Below are 18031 nucleotides of genomic sequence, written 5' to 3' on the forward strand. Positions count from 1 at the left end.
ATGATTGGCACGTGGTGCGTTGTTTTGTCTGGCAAAGAAAACAGTGGCTGCTACTCATCAAATTGCACAGTGATCCCAGATTTCGTCAATTGTTCCCATTCACGGATCGTTGGCAAGCGACCTTGGCAAAATAGCTGATCGTCGACATACACGAGTGGCAGACAGCTGCGGCCATTGCTTGCTAATTGCTGCTTGACGGCTTGATTCGTATAAAAAGGGGCAGGTTCTTCTGCAAAAAAATATTCGTCGATCGTTAAAGGTTCGTTATGGAATGTTTGATGAGCCTGGGTCCTTTCTTCATTTATTTTTAACTGGTGAGTCAAGTGGGCTTCCCAAGTATCTTCTTTCTGGTCGGCATAAACAGCGATCGTTGGCATTGCATCAAATCCTTTCATGGCAGCTGATTTGTCAAAAGTATACCTGAATTTCTTGCCACGAGCAAAAAAGAGTATCAAAAAGAAGTGAAACAACAAAAAAAGACGCAAATGCGTCTTTTTTGTTGTTTCTTATTCGTCAGCGGGTAAAAAATCGAAATTGGTCAACTCGTTGTAAGAATACGCTTGGTCGATTTGACCCTTGTCTTTCGTCCAAGCAATGATTGCGTCGAATTGCTCTTGCGGCACTGCCTGGGCATACGGATAGTCTTCCTGGCTGTCTAAGTAGGTACTCATAGCATCGGGAAATTGATAGTCTGCCAAGATGTCGGCATAGTCTTTTGCTGAATGAGCATTCATGTAATCGATGGCTTCGTTGTAAGCAGTGTAGAATGCTTTTAGGTCTTGCGGGCGATTTTGGATAACTTCGTCCATAAATTGCAGTGTGCCGCCTTTGATGCCAGCATCTTTAGAGCTGCCTAAAACAATCGCCCCTTGGGCAGCCAACATGCTGGCTTGCGGTTCCGTATAAACAGCGCCATCGACTTGGTCATTGAGCAATGCTTCGGAACGGGCAGAAAAAGAAGCGATATCCACGATGTCATAGGTAAAATCATTTTCCTGTGCAAATTGGTCCATGATGTATTCTAAAATGAAATTCGGTACAAGGGTGATTTTTTTATCCGCTAACCCTTTCATCTCAGTGATCCCTGAATTCGGTGAAGCGAGAATCTTGAAGTTTTCCAAAATATCAGAAGTGATCGTCATATCAATGCCGTTTTGCTTAAAGGTCGCTTCTGTCATGACATCGCTGATCGTACCATCCAGCTCGCCTGCCTGCACCGCCACATTGCGGTCATTCGGGGAAGTGAAGGATTTGAGTTCCACAGTCAATCCTTGCTTTTCGAAAAAGCCTTCTTCTTTTGCTAGAATGATCGGAATCGCTGATTCTGCTGGTAACACCCCGATCGTCAATGTTTGATCTGTGACCGCAGCTTCTGTACTGCTAGTGCTGGAATTGCTGGTACTTGCCGTTTCGCCAGTGTTACCGCATGCGGCAGCGCCAACAGCGAATAGTGCTAGGATACTTGCTAAAATCGTTTTTTTCATTGGTTCATTTCCTCGTTTCTAAATCGTTGTTCAAAAGCAGCCATTGGTAGTGAGAACGGGATGACTGCCCGATGGAGTTCCATTGGCTTGGTTTGTGCCGTGTTGATACCTGGTTTGGTGGTAAATGCTAGAACGAAGCCTTCCTTTTCCAAGGTAGCGATCGTCTGCGGATCATAAAAGCCAAAGGGATAGGCAAAAACATCCTTGATGGCCACGTGCTGATTGCAGCTTCGTAAGTCTTGCGCAAAGGCTGCTGGTGTTTCCCACATTGAACGCCCTTGCTGGTCCTTGCGTTCATGAAAATGATCGGTATGGTTGGCATACTCGAAGACATCGCTCATTTCGGCTAATTCGGCGCTGCTCAATGTCCGCGAAACTTCTGGCTCGTAAGGCTGAGGGGCATCAAAAAGCCAGCCAGTCACGACAAAGGCTGTTGCCTTGAAACCAGCTTCTTTCAACAGTGGGTAGGCATATTCTTTCATCGATTGATAGCAGTCGTCAAAGGTCAGCAACACGGATTTTTCTGGTAGCGGCTGCTGCTGGAAATAAAAATCTTTGACTTCTGCAAGGGTCAACGTATGGTAATTTTCTGCTTTCAAAAAGTCGATTTGTTGTTTAAAATGAGAAGTGCTATTGAATAAGGGCAGAGGTAAGGCATCTTGATACCCGTCTGCGACTTTGATCGGGCGAACCTGATCATAAAGTTCTGCTTCGGGACGTATTTCATGAAATACGAGGGTCTGAAACATCATAAACCATCCTTTCTTGTCAATCACGCAAAAAATAGTATAGCACAAAATGTGAAAACCAACACAAATAATTTGAAGAAAGAAGTTTATTCTCTGATGAGTATTCTATTCGATTCCGTTTCCTTTACCTATGGAGATACCGCCATTTTTAAAAACCTTTCGTTTTGTTTTGAACAAGGCGCGACCTATGTGCTGCTGGGAGAATCGGGCATTGGCAAAAGCACGCTTTTATCCTTGATCAAAGGGTTGCATCGACCGCAATCGGGCACGATCACTTACCAAGGCTGTTCCCCTGACAACATCGAGGTCGTTTTCCAAGAACTGCATTTGTTTCCTTGGCAAACAGTCTACCAAGCACTGGAAATGCCGCTGCTCATCAACCAAACCCCTAGTGAGCGCCGTAAAAAACGGGTCGCCAGCTGTTTGGCTGAGTTGGGATTGACGCAGGTGCAGGACCGCTATCCGCATCAGCTTAGCGGCGGTCAAAAACAGCGGACCGCCATGGGGCGGGGACTGATCACACAGCCCGATGTTTTATTATTGGATGAGCCGACTGCTTCGCTGGACCAAGAAACCAAAGCAAACGCCCAAGCCATGATCGCTGCCCAACAGCAGCGCAGACAAAACAGCTTGATCGTGGTGACCCACGATCCAGAAGAGGCAGTGTTTTTGGGGCAGACGATTTTGCTGCTAAAAGATCAGGGCGTTACGCCGATCAGTAATCCTTTTTACGGCAGCCAGCAGGAACGAGACTCGTTGGCTTTTTATGAAGTCGTCTTGCAGTTAAAAGAACAAATGAGGGAGGTGAGGCAATGAAAACCATCAAATCTTTTGCTTGGGGCTTCTGTTCGTTTGTCCTGGTTTGGTGGGGCGTAAGCTGGGTGACCAACAATCGCTCACTGCCTAATCCTTTAGAAACGGCCGAACGTTTTTGGGCACTGCGAGAAGTCTTACTGATCCACACAGGTGCCAGTTTGTTGCGGGTATTTGCGGCGTTGAGTGGGGCGTTGCTAGTCGGGGTGCCGTTAGGAATCTTGATTGGGCGATCCCAAAGAGTGGATCGGCTGCTTGGTCCACTGCTTTACTTTTTATATCCGATTCCGAAAGTTGCGTTTTTACCCGTCTTTATGATTTTCTTTGGCTTAGGCAATCTCTCAAAAATTCTCTTGATTTTTGCGGTGATCGTCATTCAAGTGATCGTCTCGATTCGTGATGCAGTCACGAAGATCCCACCAGCGTATTTTCAGGTCATGAAAAATTATACCAACCAATGGCGCCATGTCTTGCGCTTCGTTATTTTGCCCGCGCTCATGCCAGCACTTTTTGCCAGTGTGCGGGTCAGTATCGGGATCGCGTTGGCATCCCTCTTTTTTGCCGAAAATTATAACACGACGTATGGTGTCGGCTATCTGATCTTAAGTGCGTGGTCAAAAATGGACTACTCACAAATGCTTTCGGGTATCCTCCTGATTGCTTTGATGGGCTATCTGCTTTTTGCCAGTATCGATTGGTTGGAAAAAGTGGTGTGCCGTTACCGACAATCTTAGAAAAAAATGATCGATTGATGAATGTTTGCGGCAGTTCGTGTATTTTTGAACAAAATGATTTATACTAAGGATATCTTATTGAGAATCATTCTCACTGAAAGGAAGACCTTACTATGAAAGAAATCGATCTGTCAAAAACGCTCTATGAACTTGTGGCACAATACCCTGAAATACAAGAAATCATGAGTCAACTAGGGTTTACAGCGATCAATCAACCAGGGATGCTGCAAACTGCTGGACGTTATATGACGATACCCAAAGGTGCTCAGATGAAGAAGATCCCCTTGGAAATGGTTTGTCTCGCTTTCGAAAAACAAGGGTTTCTTGTGAAAGGAGCGACGAAATGAAAACTAACAGTCAAAGACAAGAACGGATCGTCGAAATACTGAGTTTGCTTCACCAAGGCGGTTCCTTTGAAGAGGCTAAACGCTTATTTAACGAAGAATTTGATGGTGTGGATGTGACGGAGATCACTGCTGCTGAAAAAGCTTTGATCCAAACGGGGTTGGACCCTTCTGAGATTCAGCGTTTGTGCAATATTCATGCTGCTGTTTTTAAAGGATCGATCAATGAGATCCATCACTCCAATGAAGAATATGGGCAACCAGGCCATCCTGTGCATACCCTGAAATTGGAGAACCAAGTCCTGCAATCCCTGTTGACCGATGAGATCGACAGCCTCTTAGCCAAAATCAAAACCGGTGATTGGACGCCTAAAAAGCGTCTACAAGCTGCCTGCAATGATTTAATGCAGATCGACAAACACTATGCGCGAAAAGAAACGTTGATTTTTTCTTACATGGAGAAGTATGGCATCACTGCGCCGCCAAAAGTGATGTGGGGTGTTGATGATGATATTCGGGTTATGATCAAAGCGCTCAATGAGCTTTTGGCATCCGAAAAAGCTGCCTATAATCCAATCGCTATCCAATGGGAAGCAGTCAAAAACGAGATCGAAGAGATGATTTTCAAAGAAGAAGAAATCATGGTGCCCATGACGCTGGATGTCTTCAGTCTTAAAGATTGGGAACAAATCGCGGCTGACAGTTTTGACATCGGCTTTGCCTTTATCCCAGAACCGCTTCCTTGGAAACCGAGCCAAGAAGCCCTTGAAAAGGAACAGGCGGCAGAACCCGCACGGCAAGCGGCGATCAAACAAGCCCAAGAAACAACCGCTGGCATCGCAGCCGGTTTAGGATTCAATGACTTTCAAGTCCCAGAATCGGAAGATTCGCCGCAAATTGCTGAACAGCCGACCGTTTCATTGCCTACTGGTAATCTGCAATTTGAACAATTGGTGGCTATTTTTCAAACGTTGCCAGTGGACTTGACCTTTGTAGATAGTGAAGAGCGGGTGCGCTTTTATTCAGAAGGAAAGAGTCGCGTCTTTCCACGAACGAATTCGGTTTTAGGTCGTGAAGTCGTCAACTGTCATCCACCGAAAAGCATGCATCTCGTGCAACAGATTTTGGATGATTTTCGAGCGGGTACCAGGGAGACAGCAGAATTTTGGATCGATATGCGGGGCCGTAAAATCTATATTCGCTACTTTGCATTAAAAAATGAAGCAGGCATCTATTTAGGGTGTCTAGAAGTCACGCAAGACATTACAAAGATCCAAAAAATCGAAGGGCAAAGCCGGTTGCTGGATCAGTGAGCAGTTTGGAGAAAGGCTGATCCGTGTCTATTTGAAACGAAGCAAAAAAAGAAAAATCAATAAAACGCTTGCAACGTTTCTAGAAAAATAGTATAGTAAAGGCAATCAAATGGGTAGTTACTGATAATGCAGGCTATACCTTTTTACGTGTGTATGGATCCTACACATGTATTAAGGTATCGCCTTTTTTCATTTTAAGGAGGTGAGAAGCGTCTTGAAGATCAAAAAAATCTTAAACAACAATGCAGTTTTGGTCGGACAAGATGGCAAAGATTTTATCTGGATCGGTACCGGCCTTGGCTTCAAAATGAAACCAGGACAAACCGCCGATGAATCAAAAATTGAAAAAGTGTTTGTGCTTCATAAGAACAAAGTTTCCGAGCGGTTTTTAAGTTTATTGTCATCCATACCAACAAACTATGTGTCTTTAGCGGATGATATTATCTCGCTTGCAAAAGCGGAAATAAAACAGGAGTTAAGCGAGACGCTGTATGTATCACTTACCGATCATCTGTATAACCTGTTCAAACTGCATGAACAAGGAATCACAGTTACGAACCGATTATCATGGGAAATAAAAAAGTTTTATCCGCAGGAATTTGAAGTTGGTAAAAAAGCATTGGAAATGATCGGACAAGAAACAGGGGTCGTCTTTGAGGAAGAAGAAGCAGGAAATATAGCAATGCATTTGATCAATGCACAAGTAACAGATGAGGTTGATCAGCCAAAAGATGTCCAATCGATTGCAAAAAAGATTCGCGATATTATTTCACTTATACGATTTTCAAACAAGATACAAATTGATGAAAACTCTTTGGCATTCGATCGATTTATCACCCATTTGCGCTTTTTTTTCCAACGATTGAAGGCTCGACCAGATGTGGTAAAAGCAAATCCACTATTGGGACACGTGAGTGGACAGTATGCAGACGCTTATAAGACGATGCTTTTGATTGAAAAGTATTTAGATGTTCCCTTGAACGATGATGAAAAGCTGTACTTAACATTACACATTCAAAAGTTAATAGAGAACGAATAAAGGTTGTTACTGATAATGCAGGCAAGACTGATAATTATTCCATCAAGGAATAGTTATTTGTCTTGCTTTTTATTTTTACATTGAAAGGATGAGAACGATGGCATATCAAGAATTGGTCGATGAAATTTTAAAAGGAGTCGGCGGAAAAGAAAATATCAATGGGGTGACTCACTGCATCACAAGACTGCGTTTTGATTTAAAACATGAGGAGCAAGCAGACACCGAAACACTGAAAAAGACGAAAGGGATCGTGACAGTCGTTCAAAGCGGCGGTCAATACCAAGTCGTGATCGGCAATCATGTGCCAGAGGTGTACCAAGAATTTGTTCAACATGCAGGATTGGCAGGAAATGATGCGGCACCTTCGGGAGAGAAGAAAGGACCGCTGGATGCTTTTATCGATGTGATCTCCAGTATCTTTACACCTGTATTGGGTCTTCTAGCTGCCACAGGAATGATCAAAGGATTAAATGCGCTATTTGTTTCTTTGGGATGGATTGAGAATACGTCAGGAACCTATGCGATTTTGCAAGCAGCAGGCGATTGTTTCTTCTACTTCTTTCCAATCTTTTTAGGATATACCGCAGCGAAAAAATTTGGTTTAAAGCAATTTGTCGGTATGGCGATCGGTGCTGCCCTTGTTTATCCAGCTTTGTCTGGCTTGACGGCAAATGCCGAACCGTTGTATACCTTGTTTGCAGGAACCGTTTTTGAATCGCCTTTTTATGTCACTTTTTTAGGAATACCAGTCATTTTAATGAGTTATAGTTCCAGCGTTATTCCTATCGTCATTGCTACCTATTTTGGTGCCAAATTAGAAAAAGGTATTACAAAAATCATCCCTAGTATTGTGCGAAGTTTCTTAGTTCCGTTTCTAACCGTCTTGATCATGGTTCCCCTGACTTTCATTGTCATTGGTCCGATCGCGACGTGGATCGGCAATTTGTTGGGTGCGGCTGTGTTGGCGATCTATAACTTCAGCCCAATTATTGCAGGGATTGCAGTTGGTGCTGTTTGGCAAGTGTTGGTCATGTTTGGTCTTCACTGGGGAATCATTCCGATCGCAATCAACAATATCGGTGTTCTTGGTTACGACCCAGTGATGGTCTTAGGACAAGCGACTCCTTTTGCGACCGCAGGAGCGGTGCTGGCAGTTATTATTAAGTCTAGAAATAATTCTATTCGGGCAATCGGGATTCCCGCATTTATTTCCAGTCTGTTTGGGGTATCGGAGCCATCCTTGTACGGTATCACGTTGCCTAGAAAAAAACCATTTATTGCAACCTTGATTTCAGCATCGATCGGCGGGTTAATCATGGGTGCAATGGGAACAAAATCCTTTATTATAGGTGGGATGGGTATCTTCAGTTTACCCAACTACATTGATCCAGCAAAAGGCATCGGAAGCGGCTTTTATGGGTATGTATTAGCAATCGCTGTAGCATTCGTCTTATCATTTATTTTAACGATTACTTTCTTGTATGATCCGCAAGAAGATCGACAAGAAGCAAAAGCTAGTGATAATGAAGCCTCACCTTTGATTCCATCAGAAAGAGCAGCGAAAGAAATCACTTTTTCGTTACCATTAACAGGCATCGTTTTGCCTTTGTCGGCAGTAGAAGATCAAGCATTTGCAAATGGATTATTAGGAAAAGGCTTAGCAGTTTCACCAGATGAAGGACTGGTTCGAGCACCTTTTGACGGAGTTGTTGAAACACTGTTTCCAACGAAGCATGCGATTGGCTTGAAGTCGGACGATGGCGTGGAAGTGTTGATTCACATCGGCATGGATACAGTGAACTTAGATGGTCGTTTTTTCGAAACAAAAGTCAAGCAAGGGGATCAGGTCAAGCAAGGAGAGGTGCTGCTTACATTTGATAAAGAAGAAATTGAAGAGGCAGGATACTCGTTAGTGACGCCGATCGTCGTTACGAATACTTCCGCATACTTAGATGTGATCGCTGATGATAATCGAGGGGCGATAACGATCGTCAAGTAGTCGCAATGACCAAGAAAAGGAAAGAAAAGAAAGAAGGAAAGAATGCTATGCGAGCAATTATGCTGATGTTTGATACTCTGGCTAGAGATTTTTTATCAAACTACGGAAACGATTGGATCAACACGCCAAACTTTGAACGGCTAAGAGAAAGAACGGTTACATTTGACAATTTTTATGGTGGCAGCATGCCTTGTATGCCAGCAAGAAGAGAACTTCATACAGGTCGTTACAATTTTATGCATCGTTCGTGGGGTCAATTAGAACCGTTTGATTCGTCAATTTTTGATACGCTGCAGCAAAATGGTGTCTATTGTCATTTGGTAACCGACCATTCCCATTACTTTGAAGATGGCGGTGCCACTTATCATAACCGTTATTCCACATGGGAAGGATTTAGAGGACAAGAAGGTGACCGATGGGTTCCAAGAAAACAGGCAGAGAATCATCCACCGCTGAATCCGTTAAATAAAAGTGGTATTTCTGTGGAACAGCATTTTGCGAATCGAACACGGCAAGCAGTAGAAGAAGACCTGTCCACGGTTCAAACGATCCAAGCCGGCTTGGATTTTTTGGAACAGTACAAAAATGAAGATCAATGGTTTTTGCAAGTCGAATGTTTTGACCCCCATGAACCATTTTATGTGCCAGAAACCTATCGCAAATTGTACCAGGAGACACCAAATGAATCACCTTACTTTTGGCCAAAATATGGTCGTGTAACAGAAGACGTTGGTGAGCAGGATTTGATTGAGCTGCAAAAAGAATACGCAGCGTTGATCAGTATGTGTGACCATCACTTAGGACGAGTGCTGGACTTTATAGAAAAAAATAATATGTGGGAGGATACCTTGATCATTGTGAATACCGACCATGGCTTTTTGTTAGGGGAACATGACTGGTTAGGAAAAAATGTCGCACCGATGTATGAAGAAATCATCCATCTGCCCTTTTTCATCAGTTACCCACAGGCTGAATCGGGAACCCATACTCAAGTATTGAGTCAAACCATCGACATTCCAGCAACTTTATTGGATTATTTTGAAATTGAGAACACCTTAGATATGGATGGCAAATCTTTGTTGCCTGTGTTGAAAAAACAGCATTCGCAACCGCTTCATCAAGAAATTATTTTTGGTACAAACGGCGGTCATGTCAATATCTACGATGGTCGTTATGTGTATATGCGTGCATCGGTTCACCCTTCGAATGGACCAATCACCATGCAGACGCTTAGTTATGCTTCATTGCGTGGTTTTTTGAATAAAGAGGTCTTAGACAGCATGGTCTTGAAAGAGGGCAATCGATTTACAAATCATTTTCCTTACACAGAAGTTGAAGTTTCCACCTATATCGATTCTTATTCGGTAGGCCACTTGCTGTTTGATCTAAAGAATGATCCAAAGCAGTTAACACCGCTTCATGACCCACTGATTGAACAAGAAATGATTCAGAAATTGATTAAAGTAATGGATCAGATTGAAGCCCCTGAAAGCGAGTATCAGCGCTTAGGTTTAAGCAATAGTCAGAGGCATACAATTGCACAAAAGAAATAAAAAAGCGAGGAACAAAAAATGAAACACATCTCCGTATTGATCAAGCCAGCATCCTCTCTTTGCAATCTGCGCTGCACCTATTGCTTTTATGCTAACGTCAGTTCCTTGCGCGAAGTGCGTTCCTTTGGCAAAATGAAAGAGGATGTAATGGAAAAGATGATTGCAAACATTTATGCAGACTTAGAAGCTGGCGATCATTTGACGTTGGCATTTCAAGGCGGAGAGCCGACGATGGCGGGGCTGAGTTATTTTAGAAAACTAACGGCTTATGTTGCGGCGCAAAAAAAGCAAGTGACAGTACACTATGCGATCCAGACCAACGGCATGGTGATCAATGACAAGTGGTGTCGTTTTTTGAAAGAGCATCGCTTTTTAGTCGGGCTGTCGATCGATGGGCATCCGCTTGCGCACGATCGGCATCGATTAGACGCCAAAGGGCGGGGGACCTTTGCGCGGGTTTTACAGACCAAGCGGTTATTGGATGCCTATCAGATCGAGTACAATGTCTTGTGCGTGTTGACAAATCCGTTAGCAAAGGAAGCCCAGCGTGTGTTTGACTTTCTCAAGGAAGAGCAGATTGCATTTGTGCAGTTCATTCCTTGTTTGGCTGATTTGGATGCCACATCAACCAACGACTATGCCTTGACACCAAGAGCCTTTGCTGGCTTTTATCAGCAGCTGTTGGCGTTTTGGCTGCAGGAATTGACGCAAGGGCGCTACCTAAGTATCAAGCTGTTCGATGATTTACTGAATCTATTAGTGCGGCAGCAAGTAACTGCCTGCGGGATTCTAGGCAATTGCCAAGTGCAGTATGTGATCGAAGCCGACGGCAGTGTCTATCCCTGTGACTTTTATGTATTAGATGAGTTTCGCATGGGCTATATCCAAGAGCAAACGTTACGGGAATTGTTTTCTCAAGACTGTTCGCAGCAGTTTTTGTGCCAGAAAAAAGACATGCCTTCGAAGTGTACGCAATGTCCTTTCCAAAAAATGTGCCGAGGAGGCTGTAAACGAATGAAAGATGCAATGTACGTGGATAGTGATGGTTTTTGCGGCTATCAGGAGCTGTTAAAAGACTTTACACCTAGAATCAATGAGATACTGGGGCTTTTGCAAGGGGTGAGACAATGATCGGACTGATTTATTTTCTCGTGATCGTCTTAGCAAATGCCGTAGGGGCAGTTTCGGGCATGGGGGGCGGCGTGCTGATCAAACCGATTTTCGATTTTATCGGCGCCCATTCTGTTGCTGCGATCTCTTTTTACTCGGCGACAGCGGTCTTCACGATGTCCATCGTTTCGACAGCTAGACAATTAGCCAGTGGACGGAAAATCAATTGGTCGATTGCCTTGTGGGTTTCTGGCGGCGCTGTGTTAGGCGGTGTTTTAGGCAATGTTGCCTTTGAACGGTTATTGCTGGTCTTTCGAGACGACAAGATGGTTCAGCTGATCCAAATCCTTGTGACCGTGCTAACACTATTGTTTGCTTTTTTGTATACAAAATATAACTGGCGTGGGTTTGCGCTGGAAAAAGTCGGCTGGTATGCAGCTTGTGGCTTGATTCTCGGCTTTCTAGCCAGTTTGCTGGGGATCGGCGGCGGACCCATCAATGTTTCTTTATTGATGCTGCTGTTTGCCATGCCGATCAAAGAGGCGACGATTTATTCAATTTGTACGATTTTTTTCTCACAGCTGGCAAAAATTTTGACGATCGCTTTTTCGACAGGTTTTGGTGCGTATGATCTGCAAATTTTGTGGTTTGTTATTCCAGCCGCGATCGTGGGAGGACTATTAGGCGCCAAGGCCAGCAACGTCCTGTCACCGCAGCGAGTGACACTGGTATTTCAAACTGTGATCGTGCTGGTGTTACTGATCAATCTGTACAATGGCTATCAATTATTGTAAAAAGGAGGCAAGCAGATGCCCACGATTCCAGCAGGAACTTATCGAATCGGCACGAATACGATGGACGGCTTTGCCGAGGATCTTGAGGGACCGCAAATCAGCCTCGACAGCCCAGCATTTGCCATTGATACCACGACGGTGACGAACCAAGCTTTCCAAGTTTTTGTGGAAGCAACAGGATATGTCACAGAAGCCGAGCGCTTTGGCTGGTCGTTCGTTTTTCACTATTTTTTAAGTGAGCAAACGAAACACCGCAGTCAAAAGGTACCGAATATGGCTTGGTGGTACGCGGTTAGCGGCGCAGATTGGCGTCATCCTGAAGGACCTGATTCAACGATTGCCCAGCGGATGGATCACCCAGTGGTTCAGGTGTCTCGCAACGATGCGATCGCCTATTGCCACTGGGCAAAAAAACGCCTCCCGACAGAAGCAGAGTGGGAGATCGCTGCAAAAGGCGGGACAAGTTTTGAAAAATATCCTTGGGGAAGGGAATTTTTGGCAGAAAATACCTATCATTGCAATATTTGGCAAGGAGAGTTTCCAAAAAGCAACACGCAAGCAGATGGCTTTGCCAATACAGCGCCTGCGAAATGGTATGAGCCCAATGGCTTTGGTCTGTATCAAGTGATCGGTAACGTCTGGGAATGGTGCGTCAATCCTGCCCGCATCCCGCTGACACAGTTTCAACAACAGACGGGACAAACCTTTTGGGCAAGGAATCAAACACAAGATGATCAAGTGTATGCGACTCGCGGCGGTTCGTTTTTGTGCCACGAATCCTATTGCAAACGATACCGAATTGCCGCTAGAAATGGTAATTCTGGGATGTCGGCAGCCAATAATTTAGGGTTTCGGTGTGTCAAAGACTTGGATCAGTAAACCGATAAAAGCAAAAGCGGCGCCTATTCACGTGGATAGGTACCGCTTATTTTATTGCCATTCGGATTGATAATTTCCTTTGAGATCATAAACATAATTGATCTCGGTGCGATTACGAATCCCATTTAAACCAACGGTCCAAGTCCATTCACCTTGGAAGCCGTTTAAAATGACGATGCTGACGCCAGGGACATAGTGATCCAGCTGAGCTGCTCGTGCCTCAGAATCTTTGATGATCTTGGGAATGACGCCCCAATCGATGGCATCAAAGGCAATGGTATCTTCCATCGAAAGCTCGATCGTATCGTCGTCTTTTTTCCATTTGGTCAACAGATTTTCTGGGTAATACCAATACTCGTCTTGCAGGCCTGTGTTTGGATTGATCACTCGCGCAACTGCATAAATGCCGCTTTTTAGCGGGACATTGCGGATGTGAAAACTATAGCTGACCAGTTGCAGCTCTTTGTCTTTGAATGAGGATTGATTCGGCAGCGCAGCCATAATTTCTTTGGCACTGGCTTCTTCTCGAAAGAGTTGGCGGTCTACAGGTAAAAAGGTGGAAACTACGCCAATACAAAAGAGAATCACTGGCAGCAAGAGCAATGAGAATAACCAATAGAATGGCGATTTTTTCCGTTTCTTGATGCCGATGACCAAACCAACCAAAAAGACCAGCAGAATCCCTGCCACCCAAAAGTAGGGGAACAAACGAATGATCTGATGCCTGGTTTCAACGACTTGGTATTCATTCAGACCAAACCAGTTTTCCGCGATGGTGAGGTTATTTAAAACAATGATTCCGCCAATAATACTTAGAATAAATAAGAAAATCAATAGCAAAGGTATCCGGCCGAGTATCCGACGTATCAGTGAGGGGCTAGTAGGTGGGGTCATGAGTCACGTCCTTTTTATTTTTTCGAAAATAGTAGGTTAAATACAAGAGTAGTACAACTGGTGTTTTTTTTCAATGATTGTAGACAAAAAAACTGCATCCACAGATGCAACCTCAAAAAGTTAGACCAAAAATCTAACTTTTTAGGGTCAGGACACCGCAGATGCAGGTTTTATTTTCATTTAGTCGAGTGTTTGTTGGCGGGCGATAGCTGGAAAGAATTTCAGGCTATACAAGGCGCTGATCCCAACTAGAATATAAATGACGCGGGCAATGATCGACGTGCTGCCGCCGGTGATCGCTGCGACAAGGTCAAACTCGAAGGCGCCGACCAGCAGCCAATTGATACCGCCGATGATCAATAAGGTCAGTGCGATCCCATCAAATGTTTTTAACATAGGAAACTCCTCTCTAGTTGTCGCCCCATCAACGTTCATCGTCGGTGATGGTGACATCTTTTTCTTTCTCGCCTTCTTGATTGCGCTCATTATAGATATAGACATGGCGAACGATTTTAATCAGCGGGCGAATGGTCAAAAAGACTCCGCCGATCAAATAGGCGATCGTTCCGTAAATCGCAGGCAAGCTAGTTAATGAAACGATACTTCCGAAAATATAAAACAAGCCCGTCAAAATATCATTCGTAAGTGAGATCAACATGTAGCGATTTTGAAAATAGATGCGAAAGCGACTTGCCTTGATGATCACATCTTCTTCTTTTCCCGGATCGAATTGATGTTCACTCCGTTTGATTTTTGGCATAGGTGCCATCACTGCTCCTTTATTTGTGCTAAGGTTTCAAGACAACTTTGATGTTCTTGTCTTCTTTTTTGTCAAAAATCTCATACGCTTTGGCAGCATCTGCTAAAGGCATCGTGTGGGTGATGATCTGTGACGGGTCAAACAAGCCGTCCGCAATCATGTCATAAATTTTTGGCATCAAATGGATCACAGGTGCTTGCCCGTGTTTGACATCGATGTTGCGCATAAAGAATTCTTGCAATGGATAAGAAGAAGCTGGTGTCATGTAAACACCAGTAATTTGGACGGTACCAAATTTTTTGACTGCTTTGGCGGCCATCTGGATCGGTGAGATCGTTCCACTTTGCAAGCTGACTAAGTTTTTGGCTTTTTCTTTGACGGGTTCTAAACCATCCATCCCAACACAGTCGATGATCACATCAGCGCCACCTTTGGTCAGCTCATACAGTTCATCAGCACTAGTAGCCAAATCATCCAATTGGAATGTTTCGACTTGATTGTAGCTGCTGGCTTTTTCTAAGCGATGAGCAACAGGGTCCACGGCAATCACCCGCTTAGCGCCTGCCATCACGGCAAATTTTTGGGCAAACAACCCAACTGGGCCTGAGCCTAAGACGATCACGGTATCATCCTTTTTGACGCCAGCATTTTGGACACTCCAATACGCTGTAGGTAAGATGTCAGATAAAAACAATACTTTTTCATCAGGGATCGATGATTCAGGTACGATAAACGAGGTGAAATCTGCGAAAGGTACGCGCAAGAATTCGGCTTGACCGCCCCAGTGGTTACCGTTCATTTTTCCGAAACCGAATAAGCCGCCATACAATGTATCTTCTGAAGAATTGTCGCATTGACTTTCCATTTCATTTTGACAAAAGTGGCAATGGCCGCACCCGATATTGAAGGGGATGACGACACGGTCGCCTTTTTTTAGTTTCTGTACTTGACTGCCAACTTCTTCAACAATACCCATTGGTTCGTGACCAACGACATAGCCTTCTTCCAAGACCGAGCCGCCATGGTGGTAAAGGTGGAGATCAGAGCCGCAGATTGCGGTTGCGGTGATTCGGATGATCGCATCCGTCGGTTCTAAAATCGTTGGATCTTCTACACGACGAACGTCCATTTTTTGATTTCCTTGCCAGGTTACTGCTTGCATCATTTTTCCTCCTTGTTTGTTCAGATAAGTTCGGACAATCACTAATTTTTTCAACAACACGTTTTTACTTTTTAGTAACAGATAATTTAATTCTGCAAGGATTTTAACGATTTGACAACGAAAACGCTCAAAACGGTTAATTTGTTTTTTCTTCATCAATGGTTTAAAAAAAGAAAAACAGATGATTTGCTAAAAAAGTGAAAGCGTGACACTATTAAAGTGAAGCGTGCATGCGTTACGAGTATCTAACGGAACCTGCATCAACCAGTGACAAGAAATGAGGAGGGATGATCATGGATCTAACGATTCGAGGAAAGGCTTCCTGCACCAATTGCAATGAAAACTTTGATGGGAAGCTGGTCGTTCATTTACAAGAAGACAGCGAGGGGCAATTAACCATGGTACCACCGTTGGAAACGAATGAATTGGCAGAAGATGAAATCGCTATTCATTATGCTTACGGGGAAGTGAAGGAAGCCATCGAAGGAACCTTCATATGTCCAAACTGTCAGACTGAAAATGAGGTTCGGATTGAAATTCCGACCGAGCTATTAGATGGCTCAATGAATTAAATGAATAATCAAATTGAAAAAGCTCTCTGTTCCTTGAACAGGGAGCTTTCGTTACCTATTGGTCATTGGTTTGTTTTGTGCCATCAATGATTTCGACATTGAAGTCTCGTAAGATGTCGAGTCCTTGTGACTCGTGGTTTTTACCAGCGACTAATGTTTTATTGATAGTAAAATCAGCGTCAGGAAAGGCGCTTTGGATCTCGATGGTATTGGAAAGGACACAGATGTTGGTTTCAACACCAGTGATTTCGATTTTCTTTTCTTCTCCAGGTTCAAATAGATTTTTCTTAATGTCGATCAAGACCTCAGGTGGAATACTGTAATAGTATTTCTTGACGACTTTTTCATTTTCGAGAGGCTTAAGTTCTGGGATCAGCTGCAGGGCATCTGCTTCTTCATCAGGCGTTCCTTTGACTTCGATTGGAATGTCGCGGGTGTGTAAAATGTACTCCCCATTCGCCCGCGCTTGTTCTAGGCGCTTGGCGATTCGTTTGACGAGAGCGGCGCCATCTGGTACATACGCTTCGTTCTCTTCATCGAGAATTTGGTTTTGCATATCGACAATGACTAGCATGTGGTTACTCCCTTTCTATAAACATCGTTTTTCAAATGGTCTGACGTGAGGTTGAAAAATAGGTGCTATTTCTATGATGCCCCACTTTTTTTATATTTTCAAAGAAAACGCTCTTCTTGTCGAGAAACGGTAAAAACGTTATTTTTTTATTCGAATCACGATGCTTTTTGTTTGCTGAAAAGAAGAAGTAGTGATAGCTTTTAATATAGTACATTAAAAATAAATGAAAGTAGGTTAGGTTAAATGAGAAAGTTATTTTATATGGGGACTTTGCTTTTTTCAGTTGGTGTACTGGCGGCAGGATGCGGCAACAGTGAAACCGCTGTTTCCTCGGGGAATGAGTCAGCAGATGGCTAAACGACGTTGGACTTTTGGTCCTTCTGGGGGTCTGGTGCAAGACAAGAAGTAATTGAGGAAATTATTGATGATTTTAATGCGTCACAAGATAAAATCGAGGTCAAATACAGGGTTCTGGTGCAAAGTTCCAAAATGAACAATACTAGTCTAACACTAGCTATAGTTTATGCAGGTATTCCTAATAATATCTTCATTTCCGTGCAGACTGAAAACCCGAAGAGAGTGCCTTCTTTTCGGTTCTTCTTATATAATCCTCGAATGGCTTCCATGCCTTTAATCGTGGTTGAGGCTGTTCGTAAGCTTCGATAAAATTTGTTTCGTCTCTTGATGGGACGATGATCTTGTTCAATGAGGTTATTTAGATATTTCACCGTGCGATGTTCTGTTCGCTGGTAAAACCCGTGTGCCTGTAATTTTTTGAAGGCACTGGCAATAGAGGGAGCTTTATCGGTCACCAGAACCCTTGGTTCATCGAACTGTTTAACTAATCTCTTGAGAAAGGCGTAAGCTGCTTGTGTATCTCGCTTTTTCCGTAACCATATATCCAGAGTGAGACCATCTGCATCAATGGCGCGATAAAGATAATGCCATTTTCCTTTGATTTTAATATAGGTCTCGTCCATTTTCCACGAATAAATGGACTGTTTGTTTTTCCTCTTCCAAATGTTGTAAAGTAGTTTCCCATATTCCTGTACCCAACGATAGACAGTGGTGTGAGACACGTTAATACCACGGTTGTACAGAATTTCTTGGACGTCACGATAACTCAGGTTGTACCGAAGATAGTAGCCTACAGCGACAATAATCACATCTTTCTGAAATTGTTTGCCTTTAAAATGGTTCATCTTCGTTACTCCTCCTAGTTCCTATTAAACTCAGTTTACCCTATAATGGATCTGAG

The 18031-nt window shown here is 43.7% G+C and carries 20 protein-coding genes; 11 read left to right on the forward strand and 9 right to left on the reverse strand.

The features are described from left to right. Positions 1-50 precede the first annotated feature (50 nt). Genes IGK14_RS04325 through IGK14_RS04335 form a run of 3 tightly spaced genes read right to left on the reverse strand, consistent with a single transcriptional unit; the run spans position 51 to position 2233 of the window. Positions 51-455, reverse strand: coding sequence for an arsenic metallochaperone ArsD family protein (locus IGK14_RS04325; protein WP_438712656.1), 405 nt, complete (start codon positions 453-455; stop codon positions 51-53). A 51-nt stretch (positions 456-506) separates the two neighbouring features. After that, positions 507-1484 carry an ABC transporter substrate-binding protein gene (locus tag IGK14_RS04330; protein WP_005225471.1) on the reverse strand — a complete coding sequence of 326 codons (978 nt, stop codon included), beginning with the start codon at positions 1482-1484 and terminating at the stop codon, positions 507-509. Then, positions 1481-2233: a polysaccharide deacetylase family protein gene (locus tag IGK14_RS04335; protein ID WP_179190629.1), complete on the reverse strand. Its 753-nt coding sequence runs from the start codon at positions 2231-2233 to the stop codon at positions 1481-1483. Before IGK14_RS04335 ends, IGK14_RS04330 begins: the two co-directional genes overlap by 4 nt. A 96-nt stretch (positions 2234-2329) precedes the next feature. Here IGK14_RS04335 and IGK14_RS04340 point away from each other — a divergent pair, with 96 nt between their 5' ends. The 10 genes from IGK14_RS04340 to IGK14_RS04385 all read left to right on the forward strand — a co-directional run bounded on the left by IGK14_RS04340 (position 2330) and on the right by IGK14_RS04385 (position 12811). Beyond that, positions 2330-3049 (forward strand): ABC transporter ATP-binding protein, encoded by a 720-nt coding sequence (locus IGK14_RS04340; protein ID WP_228074156.1) that lies wholly within the window; start codon positions 2330-2332, stop codon positions 3047-3049. Then, complete coding sequence (locus IGK14_RS04345; RefSeq protein WP_154694236.1) at positions 3046-3780, forward strand: ABC transporter permease; 735 nt, start codon at positions 3046-3048, stop codon at positions 3778-3780. Before IGK14_RS04340 ends, IGK14_RS04345 begins: the two co-directional genes overlap by 4 nt. A 113-nt stretch (positions 3781-3893) precedes the next feature. Then, positions 3894-4127 (forward strand): DUF1858 domain-containing protein, encoded by a 234-nt coding sequence (locus tag IGK14_RS04350; protein ID WP_010747746.1) that lies wholly within the window; start codon positions 3894-3896, stop codon positions 4125-4127. Next, positions 4124-5437, forward strand: coding sequence for a DUF438 domain-containing protein (locus IGK14_RS04355; RefSeq protein WP_154694237.1), 1314 nt, complete (start codon positions 4124-4126; stop codon positions 5435-5437). Before IGK14_RS04350 ends, IGK14_RS04355 begins: the two co-directional genes overlap by 4 nt. Before the next feature lie 214 nt (positions 5438-5651). Then, positions 5652-6476, forward strand: coding sequence for a PRD domain-containing protein (locus tag IGK14_RS04360; RefSeq protein WP_205820711.1), 825 nt, complete (start codon positions 5652-5654; stop codon positions 6474-6476). A 97-nt stretch (positions 6477-6573) separates the two neighbouring features. Then, on the forward strand, positions 6574-8475 hold the full coding sequence (locus IGK14_RS04365; protein ID WP_438711670.1) for a beta-glucoside-specific PTS transporter subunit IIABC: 1902 nt from the start codon (positions 6574-6576) through the stop codon (positions 8473-8475). 47 nt (positions 8476-8522) lie between these two features. Then, positions 8523-10028, forward strand: a complete 1506-nt coding sequence (locus tag IGK14_RS04370; RefSeq protein WP_154694240.1) for a sulfatase-like hydrolase/transferase — start codon at positions 8523-8525, stop codon at positions 10026-10028. An 18-nt stretch (positions 10029-10046) separates the two neighbouring features. Further along, positions 10047-11159 (forward strand): radical SAM/SPASM domain-containing protein, encoded by a 1113-nt coding sequence (locus tag IGK14_RS04375; RefSeq protein WP_154694241.1) that lies wholly within the window; start codon positions 10047-10049, stop codon positions 11157-11159. Next, on the forward strand, positions 11156-11932 hold the full coding sequence (locus IGK14_RS04380; protein ID WP_010747752.1) for a sulfite exporter TauE/SafE family protein: 777 nt from the start codon (positions 11156-11158) through the stop codon (positions 11930-11932). Before IGK14_RS04375 ends, IGK14_RS04380 begins: the two co-directional genes overlap by 4 nt. A 15-nt stretch (positions 11933-11947) precedes the next feature. Next, positions 11948-12811 (forward strand): formylglycine-generating enzyme family protein, encoded by an 864-nt coding sequence (locus IGK14_RS04385; protein WP_154694242.1) that lies wholly within the window; start codon positions 11948-11950, stop codon positions 12809-12811. A 51-nt stretch (positions 12812-12862) separates the two neighbouring features. Here the strand turns inward: IGK14_RS04385 and IGK14_RS04390 are convergent, their stop codons facing one another. From IGK14_RS04390 to IGK14_RS04405, 4 genes are all read right to left on the reverse strand, one after another. After that, positions 12863-13705: a hypothetical protein gene (locus IGK14_RS04390; RefSeq protein WP_154694243.1), complete on the reverse strand. Its 843-nt coding sequence runs from the start codon at positions 13703-13705 to the stop codon at positions 12863-12865. Between the two features lie 180 nt (positions 13706-13885). Then, a complete protein-coding gene (locus IGK14_RS04395) occupies positions 13886-14101 on the reverse strand; it encodes a DUF378 domain-containing protein (protein ID WP_008379021.1) in 216 nt (71 codons plus the stop codon). A gap of 28 nt (positions 14102-14129) precedes the next feature. After that, on the reverse strand, positions 14130-14474 hold the full coding sequence (locus IGK14_RS04400; protein ID WP_015509287.1) for a YrhK family protein: 345 nt from the start codon (positions 14472-14474) through the stop codon (positions 14130-14132). A 19-nt stretch (positions 14475-14493) separates the two neighbouring features. After that, entirely contained in the window at positions 14494-15627 is a 1134-nt protein-coding gene (locus IGK14_RS04405) for an alcohol dehydrogenase catalytic domain-containing protein (RefSeq protein WP_154694244.1), read from the reverse strand. Between the two features lie 287 nt (positions 15628-15914). On the opposite strand from IGK14_RS04405, the gene IGK14_RS04410 reads away from it, so the two are divergent. Next, positions 15915-16199, forward strand: coding sequence for a hypothetical protein (locus tag IGK14_RS04410; protein WP_005225480.1), 285 nt, complete (start codon positions 15915-15917; stop codon positions 16197-16199). A 55-nt stretch (positions 16200-16254) separates the two neighbouring features. On the opposite strand, the gene IGK14_RS04415 is transcribed toward IGK14_RS04410, so the two are convergent. Next, on the reverse strand, positions 16255-16773 hold the full coding sequence (locus tag IGK14_RS04415; protein WP_005225481.1) for an isochorismatase family cysteine hydrolase: 519 nt from the start codon (positions 16771-16773) through the stop codon (positions 16255-16257). Between the two features lie 521 nt (positions 16774-17294). Then, positions 17295-17975, reverse strand: a complete 681-nt coding sequence (locus tag IGK14_RS04420) for an IS6 family transposase (protein WP_002389568.1) — start codon at positions 17973-17975, stop codon at positions 17295-17297. Positions 17976-18031: the final 56 nt, after the last annotated feature.

Source organism: Enterococcus sp. DIV0970a, from assembly GCF_051711265.1.
In the GTDB taxonomy this organism is placed as follows: Bacteria; Bacillota; Bacilli; order Lactobacillales; family Enterococcaceae; genus Enterococcus_D; species Enterococcus_D casseliflavus.